At 65.9% G+C, this 15,804-nt stretch carries 18 protein-coding genes; 3 read left to right on the top strand and 15 right to left on the bottom strand.

Features of this window, described 5'->3' with window-relative positions:
* Positions 1–120 precede the first annotated feature (120 nt).
* On the bottom strand, positions 121–1,086 hold the full coding sequence (locus HWX09_RS19920; protein ID WP_027785495.1) for an ABC transporter substrate-binding protein: 966 nt from the start codon (positions 1,084–1,086) through the stop codon (positions 121–123).
* 332 nt (positions 1,087–1,418) lie between these two features.
* On the opposite strand from HWX09_RS19920, the gene HWX09_RS19915 reads away from it, so the two are divergent.
* A complete protein-coding gene (locus tag HWX09_RS19915; RefSeq protein WP_027785496.1) occupies positions 1,419–1,727 on the top strand; it encodes a VF_A0006 family four-cysteine protein in 309 nt (102 codons plus the stop codon).
* 79 nt (positions 1,728–1,806) lie between these two features.
* Here HWX09_RS19915 and HWX09_RS19910 read toward each other — a convergent pair whose 3' ends face one another.
* Together HWX09_RS19910 and HWX09_RS19905 are read right to left on the bottom strand one after the other, a co-directional pair.
* Positions 1,807–2,622, bottom strand: coding sequence for a MetQ/NlpA family ABC transporter substrate-binding protein (locus tag HWX09_RS19910; protein WP_006477742.1), 816 nt, complete (start codon positions 2,620–2,622; stop codon positions 1,807–1,809).
* Positions 2,623–2,835: 213 nt separating this feature from the next.
* Positions 2,836–4,473 (bottom strand): methyl-accepting chemotaxis protein, encoded by a 1,638-nt coding sequence (locus tag HWX09_RS19905; protein ID WP_027785497.1) that lies wholly within the window; start codon positions 4,471–4,473, stop codon positions 2,836–2,838.
* Positions 4,474–4,713: 240 nt separating this feature from the next.
* Between HWX09_RS19905 and HWX09_RS19900 the strand changes: the two genes are divergently transcribed.
* The gene (locus HWX09_RS19900) at positions 4,714–5,004 is read left to right on the top strand and encodes a YciI family protein (protein WP_027785498.1); all 291 of its coding nucleotides are present in this window, start codon (positions 4,714–4,716) and stop codon (positions 5,002–5,004) included.
* Positions 5,005–5,143: 139 nt separating this feature from the next.
* On the opposite strand, the gene HWX09_RS19895 is transcribed toward HWX09_RS19900, so the two are convergent.
* The 5 genes from HWX09_RS19895 to HWX09_RS19875 are packed head-to-tail and all read right to left on the bottom strand — an operon-like array spanning position 5,144 to position 9,226.
* Entirely contained in the window at positions 5,144–5,761 is a 618-nt protein-coding gene (locus tag HWX09_RS19895) for an SCO family protein (RefSeq protein ID WP_027785499.1), read from the bottom strand.
* 18 nt (positions 5,762–5,779) lie between these two features.
* Complete coding sequence (cyoE, locus tag HWX09_RS19890) at positions 5,780–6,682, bottom strand: heme o synthase (RefSeq protein WP_027785500.1); 903 nt, start codon at positions 6,680–6,682, stop codon at positions 5,780–5,782.
* An 8-nt stretch (positions 6,683–6,690) separates the two neighbouring features.
* Positions 6,691–7,803, bottom strand: a complete 1,113-nt coding sequence (locus tag HWX09_RS19885) for a COX15/CtaA family protein (protein WP_027785501.1) — start codon at positions 7,801–7,803, stop codon at positions 6,691–6,693.
* A 25-nt stretch (positions 7,804–7,828) separates the two neighbouring features.
* Entirely contained in the window at positions 7,829–8,455 is a 627-nt protein-coding gene (locus HWX09_RS19880) for a cytochrome c oxidase subunit I (protein WP_027785502.1), read from the bottom strand.
* 60 nt (positions 8,456–8,515) lie between these two features.
* Entirely contained in the window at positions 8,516–9,226 is a 711-nt protein-coding gene (locus tag HWX09_RS19875; RefSeq protein ID WP_034185444.1) for an SURF1 family protein, read from the bottom strand.
* Positions 9,227–9,310: 84 nt separating this feature from the next.
* Between HWX09_RS19875 and HWX09_RS19870 the strand changes: the two genes are divergently transcribed.
* Positions 9,311–9,520 (top strand): twin transmembrane helix small protein, encoded by a 210-nt coding sequence (locus HWX09_RS19870; RefSeq protein WP_006752055.1) that lies wholly within the window; start codon positions 9,311–9,313, stop codon positions 9,518–9,520.
* Between the two features lie 182 nt (positions 9,521–9,702).
* On the opposite strand, the gene HWX09_RS19865 is transcribed toward HWX09_RS19870, so the two are convergent.
* The 7 genes from HWX09_RS19865 to HWX09_RS19835 form a co-directional block, all read right to left on the bottom strand.
* Positions 9,703–10,560 carry a cytochrome c oxidase subunit 3 gene (locus HWX09_RS19865; protein WP_027785504.1) on the bottom strand — a complete coding sequence of 286 codons (858 nt, stop codon included), beginning with the start codon at positions 10,558–10,560 and terminating at the stop codon, positions 9,703–9,705.
* A 152-nt stretch (positions 10,561–10,712) separates the two neighbouring features.
* Positions 10,713–10,913 (bottom strand): DUF2970 domain-containing protein, encoded by a 201-nt coding sequence (locus tag HWX09_RS19860; RefSeq protein ID WP_027785505.1) that lies wholly within the window; start codon positions 10,911–10,913, stop codon positions 10,713–10,715.
* A gap of 16 nt (positions 10,914–10,929) precedes the next feature.
* Entirely contained in the window at positions 10,930–11,541 is a 612-nt protein-coding gene (locus HWX09_RS19855) for a cytochrome c oxidase assembly protein (RefSeq protein ID WP_027785506.1), read from the bottom strand.
* 35 nt (positions 11,542–11,576) lie between these two features.
* On the bottom strand, positions 11,577–11,717 hold the full coding sequence (locus HWX09_RS19850; protein WP_006486385.1) for a cytochrome oxidase small assembly protein: 141 nt from the start codon (positions 11,715–11,717) through the stop codon (positions 11,577–11,579).
* A 91-nt stretch (positions 11,718–11,808) separates the two neighbouring features.
* Entirely contained in the window at positions 11,809–13,416 is a 1,608-nt protein-coding gene (ctaD, locus tag HWX09_RS19845) for a cytochrome c oxidase subunit I (protein WP_027785507.1), read from the bottom strand.
* A 43-nt stretch (positions 13,417–13,459) separates the two neighbouring features.
* Positions 13,460–15,067, bottom strand: a complete 1,608-nt coding sequence (coxB, locus tag HWX09_RS19840) for a cytochrome c oxidase subunit II (protein ID WP_027785508.1) — start codon at positions 15,065–15,067, stop codon at positions 13,460–13,462.
* Positions 15,068–15,123: 56 nt separating this feature from the next.
* Positions 15,124–15,648, bottom strand: coding sequence for a DUF2244 domain-containing protein (locus HWX09_RS19835; RefSeq protein WP_051421408.1), 525 nt, complete (start codon positions 15,646–15,648; stop codon positions 15,124–15,126).
* Between the last annotated feature and the right edge of the window lie 156 nt (positions 15,649–15,804).

Raw genomic sequence — 15,804 nt, 5'->3', positions numbered from 1 at the left:
TTCCCGGCCGGACGTGTACGGCCGGGCGAAACGAACGGACGGCCCCGGGTGGGAGCCGCCCGTCCGGCGATATCGTCGAGACCCGGATCGGGCCTGCAAGCGCGGCGGTCGGGCCGCGGCTTACTTGATGACCGTCTTCGCTTCCTTCACGAGATCCGGCGCCAGCGTGACGCTCTGCTTCGCGGCCGCGCCGGTGTTCACGAACAGTTCGAGGTTGTTGCTCGTCTCCGATGCGATTGCGCCCGGCTTCTCGCCCTTCAGGATCCGCGCGACGACCTTGCCGGTCTGGCGGCCCAGATCGCCGTAATTGATGCCGAGCGCCGCGATGCCGCCGCGCTTCACGCTGTCGGTATCGCCGGCGACGAGCGGAATCTTCGCTTCGTTCGCGACCTTCACCAACGCTTCGTACGCCGACACGACGTTGTTGTCCGTATTCGTGTAGATCACGTCGACCTTGCCGATCAGGCTCTTCGCGGCCGGGCCGATGTCGACGGTGCGCGGCGCGGCCGCTTCCTTGAGCGTCATCCCCTGCTTCGCGAGCAGTTCCTTGAGCGCCTTCACGACGACGACCGAGTTCGCCTCGCCCGGGTTGTAGACCATGCCGACCGTCTTCGCATTCGGCACGACGCGCTTGATCAGCGCGACCTGGCGATCGAGCGGCAGCTTGTCGGACACGCCCGTCACGTTGGTACCCGACGGGCCCCAGCCTTTCACGAGCTGCGCGGCGACCGGGTCGGTCACGCCCGAGTAGACGACCGGCACGCTCTTCGTCGCCGCGACGACCGACTGCGCGGCCGGCGTCGCGATCGCGACGATCACGTCGGGACGGTCGCCGACGAACTTGCGCGCGATCTGCGCGGCCGTGCCCGTGTTGCCCTGTGCGCTCTGGTATTCCCATTTGAGCTTGTCGTCGCCGTAGCCTTGCGCCTTCAGTTCGGCGCGCACGCCGTCGCGGATCGCGTCGAGCGCCGGATGATCGACGATCGACAGTACCTTGACCGTCTGCGCGTGCGCGGCGCCGGCCAGCGCGAGTGCGGCCGCGCCGGCCGTGATCGAGCGGATCGCGAAAGTCTTGAAACGATTCATGGGTGAGTCTCCCCCGTATTGTGTCGGTTCTGGATGATGGATTCCCGCCGCCGTCATGCGGGCGTCGCCGCACGTGCAACACGGCGGCGGCCGGCCCATGCGCCCCGGGAAGGCGTACAGCGGCGAACGCATGAGGATACCATTTCAGCAGACCACCGCCTGACTCCGAGCTTTCGCGCGAGCGGCCGATGCGCGGCACCGCCGCACCGCCATGAAATGCCTGGAAAGCCCGGCTGGCGGCGCTCCGCGCCGGTCCCGACGCAACGCGTCAGCCGCGTTCACAGCTTTACGTTATGCTGTCCGCCGACCCGATCCACTCTATCGGAGAGGACATGAAACGAACGATTCGTGCGATCGCATTCGCGGCCGTCGCGCTGGCGCTGCCGGGTGCGGCATTCGCGCTGACCGACAGCAGCGCGCAATACGACGACTGCATGCTCAATGCGCTGCGCGAGAGCCGCAACGGTGCCGCCGCGCAGCTGATCCAGCGTTCGTGCGACGCGCTGTACCGCAACAACGCGATGCTGCTGCCGCGCGAACGGCGCTTTCACGAGTGCGTCGTGCAATCGCTGCCCGGCGTGCGCGACAACTACGCGATCCAGCAGATCATGTCGATCTGCTCGCGGCGCGGCGAGATGTAGGCGCGGCTGCCACGCCAACGAAAAAAGGGCCTGCGCGATGCAGGCCCTTTCGTTCAGCGGTCCGACCGGTGAGCGGCGTTCAGAACGACGCGACCATCGATCCCTTGAACTGCTTCTTGATGAACTCCTTCACTTCCGGCGACTGGTACGCCTTGACCAGCTTCTTCACCCACGGCTGATCCTTGTCCTTCGCGCGCACGGCGATCAGGTTCGCGTACGGGCTCGTCAGCGCTTCGAGCGCGATCGCGTCCTTGGTCGGCTGCAGGTTCGCGGCGAGCGCGTAGTTCGTGTTGATCACGGCTGCGTCGACGTCCGACAGCACGCGCGGCAGTTGCGCGGCGTCGAGCTCGGAGATCTTCAGCTTCTTCGGATTCTCGGCGATGTCGAGCACCGTCGCGTTGTTGCCGCCCGTGCCCGCGCCGGCCTTCAGCTTGATCACGCCTTGCGTCTGCAACAGCAGCAGCGCGCGGTTCTCGTTCGACGGATCGTTCGGCACCGCGAGCTTCGCGCCTTGCGGCAGATCCTTCAGCGACTTGAACTTCTTCGAATACACGCCGATCGGCGAAATGTACGTCAAGCCGGCGCTGACGATCTTGTAGCCGCGCTGCTTCACCTGGCTGTCGAGGTAGGGCTGGTGCTGGAAGCTGTTCGCGTCGAGGTCGCCCGAATCGAGCGCCGCGTTCGGCTGCACGTAGTCGTTGAACTCGATGACCTTCACGTTCAGGCCTTCCTTCTCTTTCGCGACTTTCTGCACGACTTGCCACACTTCCGAATCCGGGCCGGCGACCGTGCCGACCTTGATCACCTTGTCTTCGGCGTGCGCGCCTGCCGACAGCGTCAGCGCGGCACCGGTAGCCAGTACGGAAAATACCTTCAGGAGACTGCGACGCTTCATCTGTTTCTCGCTTTCTTGCTTACTTGAAATGGGGCGCGATACGGGTATGTCCCGACTCGCAGGAAGGGCCAAATGGTGTCACAGGATCGACGCGAAGTGAAATACATCCCGCTCATATGGGTATGCACCGGCGCAGTGCTTTGGCGGCCGATGCACGACCCGGCCTTTAGTTGCATTTCCTTCTCGGTGCTTTACCCCATCGGCCGACATGCGTCACGCCGCCACCGTCTCGTTGGTCGCCTGTGCGCCGAAGGCCGGTTCGGCCGCCCGCGCGCCGGTCCCGCGCGGCGACGGGCCGCCGGTATTGCCGACCCGGAATGCGCCGACCGCATCACGCAGCCGCGCGGCCTGTTCCTGCAGCGATGCGGCCGCCGCGGCGGCTTCCTCGACCAGCGCCGCGTTCTGCTGGGTCACCTGGTCCATCTGCGTGACCGCGCGCCCGACCTGCGTGATGCCGCTCGCCTGCTCCTCGGACGCGGCAGCGATCTCGCCCATGATGTCGGTCACGCGCGCGACCGCCTGCAGGATCTCGCCCATCGTCGTGCCGGCCTGGCCGACCAGCGTCGACCCGTTGCGCACGCGCTCGACCGAATCGACGATCAGCTCGCGGATTTCCTTCGCGGCCGTCGCGCTGCGCTGCGCGAGCGAGCGCACCTCGCCCGCGACCACCGCGAAGCCGCGGCCCTGCTCGCCCGCGCGCGCGGCCTCGACCGCCGCGTTCAGCGCGAGGATGTTGGTCTGGAACGCGATGCCCTCGATCACGCCGATGATGTCGGCGATCTTGCGCGAGCTGTCGTCGATCTCGCCCATCGTGCCGATCACGCGGTTCACGACGTCGCTGCCCGTGCGCGCGATGTCCGATGCATTGTTCGCGAGCCCGCTCGCCTGCCGCGCGTTGTCGGCGTTCTGCTTCACCGTCGCGGTCAGTTGCTCCATGCTCGCGGCCGTTTCCTCGAGCGACGCGGCCTGCTCCTCGGTGCGCTGCGACAGGTCGTCGTTGCCGGCCGAGATCTGGCGGCTCGCCGACGCGATCGCTTCGGCCGACTGGCGAATCCCGCCGATCGTCGCCTGCAGCCGCGCCTGCATGTCGTGCATCGCGGCCATCATGCTCGTGCGGTCGCCCGCGCGCACCGGCACCGGCTGCGTCAGGTCGCCCTGAGCGATGCGCGTCGCGAGCGCGGCCGCTTCGTCCGGCTCGCCGCCGAGGCTGCCGCGCACGTTGCGGATGATCACCAGCATCGCCGCGCTGATCACGAGGCCGATCACGAACACCACGGCCAGATGGCCGAGCAGCGTCCGGTAGTAGACGGTGTCGATGTCCTTCAGGAACACGCCGCTCGAGATGTTCCAGTCCCATGGCGCGAACCGCGTGACGTAGCTGATCTTCGGCACGGCCGTCTCGCTGTGCGGCAGCCGCCCGCGATATTCGGCGAACCCGCTGCCGGTCGCCTTCGCCGCGTTCAGAATCGTCACGAACAGCGGCTTGCCGTCCGGATCGAGATAGTCGCCGACCTGCGTGTCGACGAGCTTCGGCAGCGTCGGATGCATCAGCACGACCGGCTTCGAATCCATCACGAACACATAGCCCGAATCGCCGTAGCGCATCGCGGCGAGGCGTGCGAGCGCGTCGCGCTTCGCGTCGGCCTCGGGCAGCGCGCCGTTCTGCGCGAGCGTGTAATAGGCCTTCACGATGCCCGCCGCCGAGTCGACAAGATTCGCGATGCCGGCCTTGCGTTCGGCGAGCATCGTCGCGCGCGTCTCGTAGGCGCTCCATGCGCCGACACCCAAAAGACCGATCCATACCAGCGCAAGCGCGAGCCACAGCTTGCGGTTCAAACTCATTCTGCTCATCTGCGTGCCTCTGTCGATGTCGATGCATCCGACGCGCGAACGGCCTGTCGCGCGCAAACGGTTGCTCCTTTATTTACGGCAGCGAGGCTTACATCTTGAATACACGTCGCCGCGGCGAACCGGCGAGCGACGGGCACGCCGCCCGTCGCGAGGCCGCGCCCGCGCGACAGCCCGCGTCCGCTGTGCTAAAAAGACCGGCTGGCCGGTGCGCGAAGCGCCGGCATCATTCCAGGGCCATCCATGTACGTCATCGACATCCACTACACCGCGTCGCTCGAGCGCATCGACGACGCGCTCGAACGCCACCGCGCGTACCTGCAGCCGCAGTTCGACAAGGGCATCTTCATCGCGGCGGGGCCGAAGGTGCCGCGCGAAGGCGGCGTGATCCTCGCGGCCCGCATCGATCGCGACGCGCTCGACGCGATCCTCGAGACCGACCCGTTCATCACCGAGGGGCTCGCCACGTATCGCGTGGCGGAATTCCGGATCACGCGCGCCGCCTCCGGCTTCAACGTGCCGGCGCTGCCGTAACGCGGCTTCGGCGCAACGCGCGAGCATGCCGACGCGCCGCCCGACGGGCAGCGCATGCACACAACGATGAGGGAAAGAAAACGTGACGACGCGGAACGGCCGTCACGCGATCGCCGGGCCGGCGCCCGGCGGCTGCCGGTCAGTCGACCAGCAGCTTCAGGTCGTGGACCCACGGGGCCGGGCCCTGGCCGTCGCGCACGAACAGGCGCAGCTTGCCGTCGCGGTCGAACACGTAGCTCGCGGCCGTGTGATCCATCGTGTAGTTGCCGGGCGTCTTGCCGGGCACCTTCGCGTAGTACACGCGGAAATCCTTCGTGACTTTCTTGAGTTGCGCTTCGTCGGCCGGCCGCAGGCCAATGAACGACGGATCGAACGCGGGCACGTACTGGCCGAGCAGCGCCGGCGTGTCGCGCTCCGGATCGACGGTGACGAACAGCACCTGCACGCGCTTCGCGGCATCCGGCCCGAGCTGCTTCAGCGCCTCGGACAATTCGGCCATCGTGGTCGGGCACACGTCCGGGCAATGCGTATAGCCGAAGAACATCACGACGGCACGGCCCTTGAAGTCGGCGAGGGTGCGGACCTTGCCGGTCGTATCGGGCAGCGAGAAGTCGCTGCCGAACTGCGTGTTGCCGGTGATGTCGAGATTCTGGAATTTCGGCGCGTTGTCGCATCCGGCGAGCAGCAGCGCTACCGTGAATGCGCACGCGAGCATCCAGCCCTGGCGCGCGCGGCGCCCAAACCGTGATTGGAGCATTGCGTTCAAACCGTGCGGTTACACGCCGAGCAGCGGGCGTGCATAGTGATCGACGAGCAGCGCGGCGAACAGCAGCGACAGATAGACGATCGAGTAGCGGAAGGCCTTGCGGGCGAGTGCGTCCGAATAGTCGCGATGGATCTTCCACGCATACGCGAGGAACACCGCGCCGAGCAGCACCGCGCTCGTCAGGTAGACGACCCCGCTCATCCCGGAGATGAACGGCATCAGCGTGACCGCGAACAGGATCACCGTGTACAGCAGGATGTGCAGCCGCGTGAACTTCTCGCCGTGCGTGACGGGCAGCATCGGCAGTCCGGCGTTCTCGTAATCCTTGCGGCGATAGAGCGCGAGCACCCAGAAATGCGGCGGCGTCCATACGAAGATGATCAGCACGAGGATCCACGCGTCGCCCGGCACCGCGCCGGTGACCGCGGCCCAGCCGAGCGCCGGCGGCATCGCGCCCGACGCGCCGCCGATCACGATGTTCTGCGGCGTCATCGGCTTGAGCAGCAGCGTGTAGATCACCGCGTAGCCGACGAACGTCGCGATCGTCAGCCACATCGTCAGCGGGTTCGTGAACGTATAGAGCGTCCATGCGCCGACGCTGCCGAGCACGGCCGAGAACAGCAGGATCTGCGGCGTCGTGATCTCGCCGCGCGCGGACGGGCGCCACGCGGTGCGACGCATCATCGCGTCGATCTTCTGCTCGACGAGGCAGTTGATCGCGAACGCGGCGCCGGCCAGCAGCCAGATGCCGACGGTGCCGCCGATCAGCACATGCCACGGCACCATGCCCGGCGTCGCGAGGAACATGCCGATCACCGCGCAGAACACCGCGAGCTGCGTGACACGCGGCTTCGTCAGCGCCATGTACTGGGAAAAGCGGTTACCGGACGATTGGGAGAGGGTGCTTTGCATGGGGGCGGTCACGCCGGGGCGGCGTCGCGCGCAGGCAGCGCGACACGGCCGGGGCGACTTGAAAGGATGCGAAAGTTTAACATGACGACGAGCAGCAGCAGGATCGCGGCCCCGCCGTTGTGCGCGACCGCCACCGGCAGCGGCCACTGCAGCACGATGTTGGTCAGGCCCGTCACGAACTGCAGCAGGACGACCAGCAGCACGCCGTTCGCGGGCCGCCGCAGCGATTCGAAGCGGCGCATCTTCAGCGCGAACGCGACCAGATACGCGACCACGACGAACGCGAACGTGCGGTGCGTCCAGTGGATCGCGACCAGCGCGTCCTGCGTGATCGCGTCGCCGTCCTTCGTCATCCCGAGCGCGCGCCACAGGTGGAAGCCGTGCTGGAAATCCATCGGCGGAATCCACTGGCCGTTGCAGGTCGGGAAGTCGGTGCACGCGAGCACCGCGTAGTTGGTGCTCACCCAGCCGCCGAGCGCGATCTGCACGACCAGCAGCACGAGCGCCGCGAGCGCGGCCGCACGGTAACGCCCGGCCTCCGGGTCATGCGACGGCAGCGGGGTCTGCCGCGCCGCGAGCCAGCCCAGCGTGCCGAGCAGCGTGAGGCCGAGCAGCAGGTGGATCGTGACGATCACCGGCTGCAGCTTCATCGTGACCGTCCATGCGCCGAACGCGCCCTGCACGAGAATCAGCAGCAGCAGGCTCGTCGGCCACCACGGCGACACGTGCAGCGGGCGGCGGCGCAGCCGCGCGGCCCACGCGATCACCACCTGCGCGATGATCAGCACGCCGATCGCCATCGCGAAATAGCGGTGGATCATCTCGATCCACGCCTTCGTCATGCTGACCGGCCCGGTCGGCATCGCCTGGTGCGCGGCCGTGATCGCCGCGTGCGCGATGAACGGCGACGACGTGCCGTAGCAGCCGGGCCAGTCGGGGCAGCCGAGCCCGGAATCGGTCAGCCGCGTGAACCCGCCGAACATCACGAGGTCGAGGGTCAGGAACGTGGTGATCCACACGAGCTTGCGGAACTTGTCGTCGTCGGCCTTCACCCACACGTACGACAGCGGCAGCAGCGCGATGCACAAGCCGATCAGGCCGAGTTGCAGTAGATACGACATCGGAATGGTGCCTCGTTCTCTCGCCTTAACCGATGCTCGACCACTTCAGCAGCTTCGTCACGTCCGACTTGATCTTGCTGGGATTCGGGTCTTTCGGGAAACGCATCATCAGGTTGCCGTTCGGATCGACCATGTAGATGTGGTCGCTGTCCTTCGTGCCGGCATCGGCCGGCAGCCACGCGGCCACCGCGGCCGGATCGGCGACGAGCCGGCGCGTGTCCGGATACGCGTCCAGCACCTTTTGCGGCGTCGCGCCCGCATCGCTGCGCAGCCACACCATCGTGATCCGGTGCCGCTCGCCCGCCTGCGTGACGCGGATCTGGCGCATGAAATAGAGCTTCTGCGCGCAGGCGTCGTCGCACGCGCTGCGGTCGGTCATCACGAACAGCCAGACACCGCGCAGCGACGACAGCGGCACCGTCTTGCCGGTTTCGTCGGTGACCTGCAGATCCGCCGGGATCGGGCGCTGCGGCTCGATCAGCGTGCCGTAGTTCGTCGATCCGCCCTTCGGCTTGATCACGTAATAGGTGAAGTACGACGCGATCATCGGTGCGGCGCACACGAGACCCAGCAGCACGAGCATCCAGCGGCCGCGCTTGCGGGCCGCGGGCGACACCGGCGCAGCGGCCGGACCTTGACGGGAAGATTGCATGGACAAATCAGACCTCTCGAAACGAACCCGCGGCGCCGGCGCCGCGTCCTGGCATGACGCTCACGCGCCGGCCGACTTCTTCGCCGCACGCCGCGCGGCGTACAGGCCGAAGCCGAGCGCGGCCGCCGCCATCGCCCACCACTGAAACATATAACCGTAATTGCGCTCGACGCCGGTCGTCGCCGCCGGCCAGTCGCGCACGAGCTTGTCGCCGTCGTCGCTCGTCTGCTGGATCACGAACGGCTGCAACGGCAGCCCGGTTTCCTTCGCATACGCGGCGACGTCGAGGTTCTGCCGGATCTTCTGGTGCGCGGCCGACCCGCCTTCGCCGAGCTCGAACGCGCGCGACGCATCGGCGCGCGCGATGCCGACGATCTCGACGTCGCCCGCCGGCGTCGCGAACGGCTCGATCGCTGTGCGATCGGCGACGTTGCGCGGCAGCCAGCCGCGGTTCACGAGCACGACGCCGCCGCCCGTGAGTTTAAACGGCATCACGACGTAAAAACCCGGCTGGTCGTTATACGGCCGATTGTCGAGGAACACCGCTTGCTCGGGCATGAAACGGCCTTTTGCCCGCACGCGATGAAACTCGATCGACGCGAGCGGAACCGGCTGCGCGCCGATATCGATCGGCGCCGCCTGCTCGTAGCGCGCGATGCTCGCCTGCAGCGCTTCCTTCTGGTGCGCGCGGTCGCGTTGCCAGAAACCGAGACGGATCGTGACGGCGACGACGACGAGAATCAGCAGCGCGGGCAGCCAGCGAATCTTCATCGTGCGCCCCGCCCGGCACATGCGCGAAAGCGAAGTGCGATAATTATCCTCTCCCTTTCGAATTGCCGTCGTCCGGTTGGTGTCATGCACATACTCGTTCCCATCGCCTTCGTCCTCATCATCGCCAGCATGGGCTCGGCGCTCTACTTCATGATGCACGACCGCGGCCATACGAAGCGCATGGTCTGGTCGCTCGCCACCCGCGTCGGGCTGTCGGTGTCGCTGTTCCTGTTCATCCTGTTCGCGAACTGGATGGGCTGGATCCATTCGACCGGCCTGCCGATCGGACGTTGATGGCGTTGCCGTGCCGGCGGCTGTCACCGCTGTGACATTTCGCCGCACGGCCGCGCCACCAAGCAAAAGCGCCGCCTGACTGAGTCGCGGCGGCGCCGGGGTGGTGGCGCCCGCGGCTTCGCCGCCGCGCCCACCCACCAATGAAAACGACCCGCGCATCGCTGCGCGGGCCGTTTTTCCATTTACAGCCAGTAGACGACGACGTACAGGCCGAGCCAGACGACGTCGACGAAGTGCCAGTACCACGCGGCGCCTTCGAAGGCGAAGTGATGATCGGGCTTGAAGTGACCACGAATCATCCGCACCAGCACCACCGCGAGCATCGTGCCGCCGAGGAACACGTGGAAGCCGTGGAAGCCGGTCAGCAGGAAGAACGTCGAACCGTACACGCCCGAGTTCAGCGTCAGGTTCAGTTCGTTGTACGCGTGGTAGTACTCGAAGCCCTGCAGGAACAGGAAGCAGATCCCGAACACGAGCGTCGCGGCCAGCCAGGCAATCGCCTTCTTGCGATGATCGTCGCGCAGCGCGTGGTGCGAGATCGTCAGCGTCACGCCCGACGACAGCAGGAACGCGGTGTTCAGCGTCGGGATCGGCCACGGGCCCATCGTCTTGAAGTGACCGGCGAGCGCGGCGGGGCCTTCGTTCGGCCACACGGCGGAGAAGTCCGGCCAGATCAGCTTGTAGTCGAGGCTGCCGAGCTGGTGCAGCGCGATTTCGCGCGCATAGAACAGCGCGCCGAAGAACGCGCCGAAGAACATGACTTCCGAGAAGATGAACCAGCTCATGCTCCAGCGGTACGACTTGTCGACGTTCTTGCCGTAATGACCGCCCTCCGATTCGGCGATTGCGTCGCCGAACCAGTGATACAGCGTGAAGAGCAACCACAGCAGGCCGAGCAGCGCCGTAAACGGCGCCCAGTCGTGACCGTTGATCCACAGCGCTACCGACCCGAGCATGACCAGCAGGCCGATGGCCGCGCTGATCGGATGCTGCGACGGATGCGGCACGAAATAGTACGGGGTCTGGTTTTGACCGCTCATGCTTGATTCTCCACTTCAGTCCAATTTGTGTACCGGAAACCGCTCCGGCTTTATTTCTTGCGCGGCGAGACCGCCGCCGCGCTTTCCCGCACGCCGCGCCGTGGCGCCGCGCACTGCATTCTTTCGTGGCCGCGGGCCGCTAGCCGCGCGCCTCAGCCCACGACGGCACGCACGATCAGGATCAGCACACCGATGAACACGCCGGCCGCGATCAACGCGACGATCAGCACGTGCAACGGATTGAGCTGCGTCGCGTCGGCCTCCAGGTCGCGCCGCTTGCGCACTCCGAAGAACGACCACAGCACCGCTCTCAGTGCCTGACCGAACGTTCCACTCCGCTTGACCTCCGTCATCGCCCCGCCTCCATCGTCATGCGTCCGGCTTTGCCGCACCCTGCGCCGCCGCCGTACTGCGCTGCGCCGGTGCCGGCGTGGCCGGCGTATTCAGTTCGAAGAACGTGTACGACAGCGTGATCGTCTTCACGTCCTTCGGCAATTTCGGGTCGATCACGAACACCACCGGCATCTTGCGCGATTCGTTCGCGGTCAGCGTCTGCTGCGTGAAGCAAAAGCACTCGATCTTCTTGAAGAACTCCGTCGCCTGCTTCGGCGCATAGCTCGGAATCGCCTGCGCCACGACCGGCCGGCCCTGCCCGTTCGTCACGTCGTACACGATCGTCGTCAGTTCGCCCGGATGCACGTCGAGACTGTTGTGCTCCGGCCTGAACCCGAGCGGCCCGCGTGCATTCGCATCGAACTCGACCGACACCGTGCGGCCATAGTCGACCTGCGAATTCTTCACCTCGCGCTCGCTGACATCGCGCTGCACCAGGTTGTTGATGCCGGTGATCTGGCAGATCGCCCGATACATCGGGATCAGCGCGAAGCCGAAACCGAACATCAGCCCGGCCACGACGAAGAGCTTCACCAGCATCGAACGATTGAACGCACGATCCACGGCGCCCTCTTCCGGCTTCGACATACGACGACTTCCTCGCTACTGCGTCAATTACTGCATCAGTGGGTGGACAGCCACCACTGCTTGATCACGACACCCACAAAAAAAACGGCGGCGATGACGAGCAGGGTGAGGCCGAGCCGCTTGTTGCCCGCGCGGATCTGCTCGGGCGTTCGTCTTTCTTGTGGATTCCGGGTCATCTGCAACTTCGCTGAAACTTCGCTGATCCATCGATTCGGCGCCCGCCGCGCCTGCCTGCGGGGCAGGCAGCGGCGGAACGCCGGGTGAAACTTACTCGACGTGCGGCGGTTGCTCGAACGTGTGGAAGGGAGCCGGGCTCGGCACCGTCCACTCGAGGCCCGTCGCGCCATCCCACGGCTTGTCCGACGCCTTTTCCAGCTCGCCGCCGCCGCGGTAGGCCGGCAGCGCGACCGCGAACAGGAAGTACACCTGCGCGAGGCCGAAGCCGAATGCGCCGATCGTCGCCACCTGGTTGAAGTCCGTGAACTGCGCCGGGTAGTCCGCATAGCGGCGCGGCATGCCCGCGAGACCGACGAAGTGCATCGGGAAGAACGTCAGGTTGAAGAAGATCATCGACGCCCAGAAGTGGATCTTGCCGCGCGTCTCGTTGTACATCCAGCCCGTCCACTTCGGCGCCCAGTAGTACCAGCCCGAGAACAGCGCGAACAACGAGCCGGCCACCAGCACGTAGTGGAAGTGCGCGACCACGAAGTAGGTGCCGTGATACTGGATGTCGAGCGGCGCCATCGCGAGCATCAGGCCCGTCAGGCCGCCGAACGTGAACACGAACAAGAAGCCGATCGCGAACAGCATCGGCGTTTCGAACGTCATCGAGCCGCGCCACATCGTCGCGAGCCAGTTGAACACCTTCACGCCCGTCGGCACCGCGATCAGCATCGTCGCGTACATGAAGAACAGCTGGCCGGTGACCGGCATGCCCGTGGCGAACATGTGGTGCGCCCAGACCATGAACGACAGGATCGCGATCGATGCCGTCGCGTACACCATCGAGCTATAACCGAACAGCGTCTTGCGCGCGAACGCCGGGATCACCTGCGACACGATCCCGAACGCCGGCAGAATCATGATGTACACCTCGGGGTGGCCGAAGAACCAGAAGATGTGCTGGTACATCACCGGGTCGCCGCCGCCTGCCGCGTTGAAGAACGACGTGCCGAAGTGGCGGTCGAACAGCACCATCGTGATCGCGCCTGCCAGGACCGGCATCACGGCGATCAGCAGGTAGGCGGTGATCAGCCACGTCCACGCGAACATCGGCATCTTCATCAGCGTCATGCCCGGCGCGCGCATGTTCAGGATCGTCACGACGATGTTGATCCCGCCCATGATCGACGACGCGCCCATGATGTGGACCGCGAAGATCGCGAAGTCCATGCCCGGGCCCATCTGCGTCGACAGCGGTGCGTACAGCGTCCAGCCGGCCGCCGTCGCGCCGCCCGGCGCGAAGAACGAACCGACCAGCAGCACGGCCGCGACCGGCAGCAGCCAGAAGCTGAAGTTGTTCATCCGCGCGAACGCCATGTCGGATGCGCCGATCTGCAGCGGAATCATCCAGTTCGCGAAGCCGACGAAGGCCGGCATGATCGCGCCGAACACCATGATCAGGCCATGCATCGTCGTGAGTTCGTTGAAGAACTCCGGACGCATGATCTGCAGGCCCGGCTCGAACAGCTCGGCACGGATGCCGAGCGCCATCACGCCGCCCGACAGGAACATGATGAACGAGAACAGCAGGTACAGCGTACCGATGTCCTTGTGGTTGGTGGCGAACAGCCAGCGACGCCAGCCGTGCGGGGCTCCGTGCGCGTGGTCGTCGTGCGCGTGGTCCGCGGCTACGTCGTGCCCGATGCTAGACATGAGAATCTCCTAATGCGAATACGTCGACTAACTCAGCGACACGTCAAGCCGCCGGGCCGATCTCGACACGCCGGGCTTCCTTCGCGTCAGCCCCGCCCGTGATCGTTTCCGGCTTTTTGAGAATAATGTGGTCTTCCGCCACGCCTGCTGTCTTCAGCGCATCGCGCACGGCCTGAGCCCGATGCTTCGCCAGTTCGGCGTTCGCGTCGGCCGAGCCCGACTTGTCGGTGAAACCCGACAGCGCGAGCTTCGCGTCCGGATGCGCCTTCGCATAGTCGGCCGCGGCGGCGATCGCCGCCTTCGCGTCGGCCGGCAGCACGCTCTTGCCCGTCTCGAAGTAGATCGTCGACAGCGCGGCCGATGCCGCCGCCGATGCCGCCGCCGACTGCTCGGCACCCGACGCGGCTTGCGCCGGTGCCGAAGCCGCTTCCGCCGGCGCCGCGGCCGTTGCCGCGCCCGCCGCGTCTTCCGGCATCTTGCCGTTGCGCGCGTCAGCCACTTGCTTCGGCTGCAGCAGGTCGTTCTTGTGGTTGCCCCACGAGTTGCGTTCGTACGTGACGACCGAGGCGATGTCGAGGTCCGACAGCGACGCCCACGACGGCATCGCGCCCTTGCCGTGCAGCACGCGCTCGACGTGAGCCGCGATCGGGCCGTTCGCGATCGGGCTGCCGTCCATCGCCGGGAACGCGCCGAGGCCCTTGCCGTTCACCTGGTGGCAGGCCGCGCAATTCGCCTTGTAGACTTCCTCGCCGTGCGCGACGAGTTCGGCCATCGTGTAGACCTTGTTCGGATCGACCGCTGCGCTGGCGAGCTTCGCCTTCTGCGCCGTGACCCACTTCGCGTAGTCGTCGTCCGACAGGACTTCGACGACGACCGGCATGTACGCGTGTTCCTTGCCGCACAGCTCGGTACAGAACCCGCGGAACGTTCCGACCTTGTCGGCCTTGAACCACGTGTCGCGCACGAAGCCGGGGATCGCATCCTGCTTCACGCCGAACGCGGGCACGTACCACGAGTGGACGACGTCGTTCGCGGTCGTGATGATGCGGATCTTCTTGTTGACCGGCACGACGAGCGGATTGTCGACTTCCTGCAGATAGGTGTCGGTGATCGGCTTCTTGCCCATCACTTCGTCGCGCGGGGTGGTCAGCGTCGACAGGAAACCGATGCCCTCGCCCGGGCCCTTCACGTAGTCGTAGCCCCACTTCCACTGGTAGCCGGTGACCTTGATCGTGAGATCGGCGTTCGTCGTGTCCTTCATCGCGACGACGGCCTTCGTCGCCGGCAGCGCCATCAGCACGACGATGACGAACGGCACGATCGTCCAGATGATCTCGACGGTCGTGCTTTCATGGAAATTGGCGGCCTTGTGGCCCTTGGATTTGCGGTGCGCGAAGATCGAATAGAACATCACGCCGAACACGCCGACGAAGATCACCGTACACAGGATCAGCATCATCGTGTGGAGATCGTAGAGCTCCTCGGCGATTTTCGTGACCGGCGGCTGAAAGTTGATCTCGTTGACACGGGGGCCGCCCGGGCTATCACCGACCGCCAGGGCCGCACCGGCAAAGAGCAATCCGCTGCATGCCAGCACGCCCGCGAGGGCTCGCTTGATTGTTTTCATAGCATCCTTACCCAAAATTTCCATTCAAACCCTCCCCCGTCGCAAGCCGCCGGCCTGTTCCGGCCGATGACTGCGCCTCGTCAGCCGCAGCGCCTGAGCGACACGCGCAGTTCGTCGGCGAACTGCGCACGCTTGTACTGCGCGAGATGCTGCCCGATTACGACGGTCTGCCCGCGCGATACCAGCCGAATCGGATCGCGTGGCGTCGCACCCGGCTCGACCCGCACCCAGCGCGGGTTGAATTCGATCTGCGTGAGCCGCTCCGCATCCATCCGCTCGATCACGAGCCGGTGCGGAAACAGCCTGATGCGCTCGTAATCGACCGCATGGCGAGCATAGATCGCAAATGCGACACCCACCGCCAGCAACTCGATGCCGGTGAAGGGCATGACGAGCCAGACCCCTCTCCACATCAGCAACGCCGCGATCGCCAGCGAGAAGCCCGCGAGCGACGCGTAAAACAGCACGAACTGGCGTGGCGACACCGAACAGTTGCGTTTCATGAGCCAGTCTTCGAGGACCGGTTCGCTGTCCGCCGTCTCCGCCAAAACCCTCGCTGCTCCCATCGCCGCCTCACGCGAATGGCATGCGATGCATGCCTGCATCGGACTCGTCGCCCCGTATTGCGGGGACCCCGGGACGACAAGCTGACGCATTATAGGCGGGTTCAATGGCATCCACAAGCAAGCGCCTATCGCCCGCCAAGCCAAGCGCGACAAGCTTTCCGGCCGTTTTGGGCGCTAATTCGACCCCGCTTTGCG

Source organism: Burkholderia sp. BCC1208 (assembly GCF_902833095.1).
Lineage (GTDB): Bacteria > Pseudomonadota > Gammaproteobacteria > Burkholderiales > Burkholderiaceae > Burkholderia.
The sequence above is the reverse complement of the archived record's forward strand: the minus strand, read 5'-3'. Positions and strand labels throughout refer to the sequence as shown.